This window comes from Actinomycetota bacterium (genome assembly GCA_035536535.1).
Lineage (GTDB): Bacteria > Actinomycetota > JAICYB01 > JAICYB01 > JAICYB01 > DATLNZ01.
In genome coordinates this window covers 1-4,507 of record DATLNZ010000183.1, presented here as the reverse complement: position 1 = coordinate 4,507, position 4,507 = coordinate 1, and the positions used below count along the sequence as shown (strand labels likewise).

Here is a 4,507-nt window from a genome sequence, read left to right as displayed (position 1 = left end):
GGCGCGGCGCCGACCACGGCGGCCCCCATGATGCGAGCCCGTCGCGACCGTCCGCTGCCGCTTTCGTTCGTGCAGCAGAGGCTGTGGTTCGTGGAGGTGCTCGGCACCTCGGGGGCCGAGTACGCGATATCGGCCTCCGCGCGGCTGTCCGGCTGTCTGGACACCGACGCCCTGCGGCTGTCGCTGGTGGAGATTGTCCGTCGGCACGAAGCACTGCGCACGAGCTTCGAGTCCATCGGCGGGACCCCGGTCCAGAGGGTCGCGGAGCCGGGTCCGGTGGAGCTGCCGGTCACGGAACTCGGCTCCGAAGCAAGCCGGCGCCTGCACGACGAAATCTCCGCAGACGCCGAATCGGCCTTCGACCTGTCTCGCGGCCCGCTGATCAGGTTCCGTCTTCTGCGCCTGGCGGCCGAGGACCACGTCCTGGTCGTGACCATGCACCACGTCATCTCCGACGGCTGGTCTCTGGGCGTGTTCGCGCAGGAGCTGTCCGCGCTGTACGAAGCCTTCTCGAAAGGGCGCCCCTCGCCGTTGCCCGAGCTCGCGGTCCAGTACCCCGACTTCGCGGCCTGGCAGCGCGGGTGGCTGTCGGGGGCCGAGCTTGACCGGCAGCTTTCGTTCTGGCGCCGGCACCTGCACGGGGCCCCCGAGGTGATCGAGCTTCCCACCGATCACCAGCGGCCCCCCGTCCAGGTGTTCCGCGCGGGGGCCGAGCCGGTCCACATCCCTCGTGAGGTGGCGTTGGCATTGCGGGAAGCCGGCGCGGGCGCCACCCCGTTCATGCTCCTGCTGTCGGCGTTTGCGGCGTTCCTCTATCGCTACACCGGTCAGGACGACGTCGTGGTCGGGTGTCCGGTGGCCGGGCGCAACCGCGCGGAGGTCGAGGACCTGATCGGCTTTTTCGTCAATACGCTCGTGGTCCGCAGCGACGTGTCGGGGAATCCGACCTTCGCCGAGTTGGTGGAGCGCGTGCGGTGCGTCACCCTGGATACCTATGAGCACCAGGACCTGCCGTTCGAGAAGCTCGTGGAGGAGCTGCGGCCCAAACGCGACTTGAGCCACACGCCGCTGATCCAGGTCATGTTCATCCTGCACAACACCCCGCCGCTGACCCTGGACCTTCCCGGCCTGCGGCCCGCTCTCCTGGACGCTCCCACCAACGCCGTGTCCGTCGACCTGACCGTGGAGTTGACGGAAGGGCCCGATGGCATCACGGGCTCTTTCATCTACAACGCGACGCTTTTCGAGGCGGACACGATCCGGCGGATGGTCGCCCACTTCCTCAGCCTGCTATCCGGTGCTGTCGCGGATCCGTCCAAGCGGGTGTCGGACCTCCCTCTGCTGTCGGAACAGGAGAGGCGCAGGGCCGTCGTCGAGTGGAACATGACAAAGACGCCGTACCCGTCCGAGGCGACGATTCCGGAGCTGTTCGGGGAGATCGCCGCGCGCCACGCTGACGACGTCGCCGTGGAAGCCGCCGGACGCGAGATGACCTACGCGGAGCTGGACGCCAGGTCCTCGCAGCTCGCGCACCACCTGCGCGATCTTGGCGTCGGCCCCGACATCCTCGTCGGGCTGGCCACCGAGCGCGGGGTGGAGATGGTCGTGGGGATGCTCGCGATTCTCAAGGCGGGCGGGGCGTACATGCCGCTGGACCTGGACTACCCGCCGGAGCGGCTGGCGTTCATGCTGTCGGACTCCGAGGCGCGCGTCGTGCTCACGCAGCGCGACTTCGAGGGGCGGCTGCCGACCGACCAGCTGGACGCGGAGGCGACCGTGATCCGGCTGGACGAAGACTGGCCGGAGATCTCGCGGCGTCCGACGCACCCGCCGCCCCGCACCGCCATGGCGGGCAACTTCGCACACGCCGTCTACACGTCCGGGTCCACAGGAGTCCCGAAGGGGATCTGCGTGCCGCACCGCGGGATCGTCCGGCTGGTGCGGGGGACCGACTACCTGCAGCTGTCGCCTTTTGACGTCGTCGCGCAGGTCGCAAACGCGTCGTTCGACGCCTCGACGTTCGAGATCTGGGGACCGCTGCTCAACGGGGGCCGGATGGCGGTCGTGGACAAGGAGGTGCTCCTGTCCCCGGAGGCCCTCGGCCCCCATCTCGCCTCGCGCGGCGTGAACGTGCTGCTGGTCACGACCGCGCTGTTCAACCAGATCGCCGCCCACGCCCCCGAGTCGGCCGGCTGCCTGGACCATCTGATGTTCGGCGGCGAGGCGGTGGACCCGAAGTGGGTGAGGGCGATGCTGTCCGGACGGCCCCCGCGACGGCTGATCCACGTTTACGGGCCGTCGGAGTCCACGACGTTCGCGAGCTGGCACCTGGTGGAGTCCGTGGAGCCGGACGCAACCACCGTGCCCATCGGGCGCCCGGTCGCCAACACGACCATGTACGTGCTTGACCCTCAGCTCGAGCCGGTGCCGGTGGGCGTGGCCGGCGAGATCCACCTCGGAGGAGACGGCCTGGCCCGCGGCTACCTTCACCGCCCGCAGCTGACAAAGGAGAGGTTCGTGCCCGACCCGTTCTCCGACGCCCCGGGCGCGCGCCTGTACCGCACGGGCGACCTCGCCCGTTACCGCGCCGACGGCGCCGTTGAGTTCCTCGGACGTCTCGACGGCCAGGTGAAGCTGCGCGGGTTCCGCGTCGAGCTCGGGGAGATCGAGGCGGTGCTGTCCGAGCACCCGGACGTGGCACAGGCTGTCGTGGTCGTCCGGCAGGACCGCCCGGACGACAAGAGGCTCGCGGCCTACCTGGTCCCGCATCCCGGTTCCAGCCCGGCCCCCACAGACCTGCGCAAGTTCCTGTCGGCGAAGCTGCCCTCGTACATGGTCCCGGCGGCCTTTGTGGTCATGGACGCGCTCCCGCTCAGCCCTAACGGAAAGGTGGACCGTCGCGCGCTCCCGGCCCCCGAGCACGTGCCGGATTCGGACTCCCACGTCGAGCCGCGCAACGCCACCGAGCGCGTGCTGGCAGGAATGTGGTCCGAGGTCCTCGGCGTGACGCAGGTGGGCGCGCTGGCCGACTTCTTCGACCTCGGCGGCCACTCGCTTCTCGCGACGCAGCTGGTGTCCAGGATCAGGACCGTGTTCAAGGTCGAGCTGCCTCTGCGGCGCGTGTTCGAGACGCCCACGCTGGAGGCCCAGGCGGCGCAGATCGACACACTGCTTGAGTCGGCTCCCGCGCGCAAGGTCCCCGAGCTCAAGCCCCTGCCGCGCCGATGAGCATGGACCCCGAGCGCCGCCGGCTGCTCGAGTCCCTTCTCGAGCGCAAAGGAATAAGGACTCCCGGCTCCAACGGGGGCCCGGGCCCCGCACCGGCGGCAGCCGGAGCGCGCGAGGCGCCCGCATCGTTCGCGCAGGCGCGCATGTGGTTCCTCAGCCGCATGGACCCCGGCAGCCCGGTCTACAACGTGTCCGCATCGGTGCGGCTCAACGGCCGCCTTGACGTGGGCGCGCTGAGCGCCGCGCTGACGCGGATCGTCCAGCGCCACGAGGCCCTTCGCACGACCTTCGCCGAACGCGGGGGGGAGCCGGTCCAGGTGGTGGGCGAGCCCCTTGGAGTCGAGGTGCCGGTGGTCGACGTCCGGCCGGACGAGGCGATGGCCGAGGCCGGACGGATCGCCGCGGCCCCCTTCGACCTGGGGGCCGGGCCCCTGCTGCGCGCGGTCCTTCTTCGCACCGGCGAGCAGGAGCACGTGCTGTTGCTCGCCGTTCACCACATCGTCTGCGACGGGTGGTCGGTGGGGGTTCTTTTGTCGGAGCTTTCGGAGCTGTACGGCGCGGCCGTCCGGTCTCGTGTGGCGGACCTGCCGGCGCTGCCGGTCCAGTACACCGACTACGCGCGGTGGCAGCGCGAGCAGCAGTCCGTCGCGCTCGACGAGTCGCTCCTGTTCTGGACCCGGACGCTTCGCGGCACGCCGCCGGTTTTGGACCTCCCTGCCGACCGTCCCCGCCCGCAGATGCAGTGCACCTCCGGCGCCTCCGTGGACGTCGAGATCGACCCCCCGCTGGCGCGGCGGCTCGACGAGCTGGCCCGGTCGTCGGGAGCCACGGCCTTCATGGTGCTGCTCGCCGCCTGGACGACGCTTCTTCACCGCTACACCGGACGGACGGACATCGTCGTCGGCTGTCCGGTGGCTGGCCGGGAGCGTCCGGAGCTTGAGCCATTGGTCGGACTGTTCGTCAACACGCTGCCCGTCCGCGTGGACCTGTCCGGGGAGCCTTCGTTCGCGGACCTGGTCGCCCGCGTGCGGACCTCGGTGCTCGAGGCGCTGGCGCACCAGTCCCTTCCCTTCGAGCGGCTGGTGGAGGAGCTGCGCCCGCCGCGCGAGATCGCGACGACGCCGGTGTTTCAGGTCGCGTTCGCGCTGCAGAACGCGCCCGCCGGCGACCTGTCGCTTGAGGGGCTGGAGGTGTCCTTCGAGCAGGTGCAGGAGACCACCGCCAAGTTCGACCTGTCCCTTGACCTCACGCCCCTGGAGGGCGGGATCTATGGGTCGCT

The 4,507-nt window shown here is 70.4% G+C and carries 2 protein-coding genes; both read left to right on the top strand.

From position 1 onward, the window contains the following. Positions 1–3,228: amino acid adenylation domain-containing protein (locus VNE62_12185; GenBank protein HVE93039.1), on the top strand; the 3,228-nt coding region annotated here is incomplete at its 5' end. Continuing rightward, the coding region (locus tag VNE62_12180) for a condensation domain-containing protein (protein ID HVE93038.1) at positions 3,225–4,507 on the top strand (1,283 nt) is incomplete at its 3' end. The genes VNE62_12185 and VNE62_12180, both read left to right, overlap by 4 nt.